This is a genomic window from bacterium (genome assembly GCA_021372775.1).
GTDB lineage: Bacteria > Acidobacteriota > Polarisedimenticolia > J045 > J045 > JAJFTU01.
In genome coordinates this window covers 1-1,522 of the sequence record JAJFTU010000353.1, presented here as the reverse complement: position 1 = coordinate 1,522, position 1,522 = coordinate 1, and the positions used below count along the sequence as shown (strand labels likewise).

At 75.3% G+C, this 1,522-nt stretch carries 1 protein-coding gene; it reads right to left on the bottom strand.

Going from position 1 to position 1,522, the window contains the following annotated elements:
• Window positions 1-1,334 (bottom strand): hypothetical protein (locus LLG88_11725; protein MCE5247569.1); only part of this gene is annotated, 1,334 nt, incomplete at its 3' end.
• Window positions 1,335-1,522: the final 188 nt, after the last annotated feature.

Below are 1,522 nucleotides of genomic sequence, written 5' to 3'. Positions count from 1 at the left end.
CCGGCGCGGCGGCGCGGATCGGCGGGAACGGGCGCGGCGAGGGCCTCGTCGGCGCGCGCGAGGAGCGCGCCGTCGGGGCGAAGGATCGTTTCGCGCCACTCGGGCGCCCCTTCGAGGGCGACGCGCAGCGTCATCAGGCCGGACCGCGCCGGCGGAAGGTCGAGCCGCTCCTCGAACGACGTCTCGCCCTTCTGCAGCGCGACCGTCCGCCGCCGTTCGACGACGACGCGCCCGGCTTCGTCGAGCGCCGCGAACGCGAGCCGCGCCGACGCGGCGTCGGGCGCGGCGAGGTGGACGCGGAACGGGACCGCGCCGCCGACGATCCTCGATGTCGGGACGGCCGCGGCGATGCGCCCGCTCTTGCCGGACAACTCCAGCGTCGCCGGGGCGCCGCGACGCGTGTCGGTCGCCTCGGTGTCGAACCCCGGATCGGGGACGAGGCGGAGGAAGGTCCGCGCGCCGGCGTCGTCCCGCACGACGTAGACGATGTTCAGCGCGAAGCTCCGGTCGGCGAGCGGCCGCAGGCCGCCGAGCGCGCTCCACGGCAGGCGGACGTCGTACACGGCGCGCTTGGCGGCCGCGTCCACTTCGATCTTCGGCGCGTATTCCGGATGGACCTGCAGCGACCAGCGGCCGTCCTGGTTGACCAGCGTCGCCTGCGGCTTGCCGTCCTCGCGGTCGAAGCCCCAGGCGATGAATCGCTCGCCCGCCGTGTCGCGCGGGCCGCCGGCGGTCCGCACGACGTTGATCAGCAGGCCGTCGCCGGCGCGCCAGCCGCGCTGGCCTTGGCGGGGCGTCGTGCCAAGGGCGACGAGCCGCAGACGCAGCCCTTCGTGGTCCGCGGTGATCTCCCCCGCGGCCGTCGGGCCGCCCGCGGGTCCGTCGAGCTTGAACGGCGCCGCTTCGCCCTCGCGCAGCGTCATCCGCTTCGCGGCGCACGCCGCCTCCATCCATTTCTCCGGCTTGGCGAGGATCGCGCGGAAGCGCGGCGCGTCGCGGAGGGAGACGAGGTCCGGATCGCGCGCGATCGCGGCGGGATCGACGTAGCCGCTCTCCACCGCGGCGTCGAGCGCGTCGAGCGCGTCGTCGACGCGCCCCTGGCGGGCGACGACGCAGGCGAGGTTGTAGCGCACGTCGAAGTCGTTCGGCCGCGCGGCGAGCAGGCGGCGCGAGAGCGCCTCGGCCGCGGCGTAGTCGGCGCGGTTGTAGGCGTCGAGCCACTGCCCGTCGAGGTCCGGCGTTTGGGCTTTGGAGGGGAAGAGCCCCGCGGCGAGCGGGACGAGGACGAACGCGGCGAGGAAGACGCGGAACCGCGGCGCGCGACGCATCGACATGACGGCCTCCGTCGGGAAGGGGACGCCGCGATGCTAGTCCCGCGACACGGTCGTCCGGGCGCCGTTCGTCGCGCGGATCGGACCGCGGGAGCGACGGCGCCCGACGGAACCGCTCAACGACGCGCGCGTCGCCCGAGGATCAGCGAGAGGATCAGCAGCGTGATCCCGACCCCTTCGAGGAAGCCGCG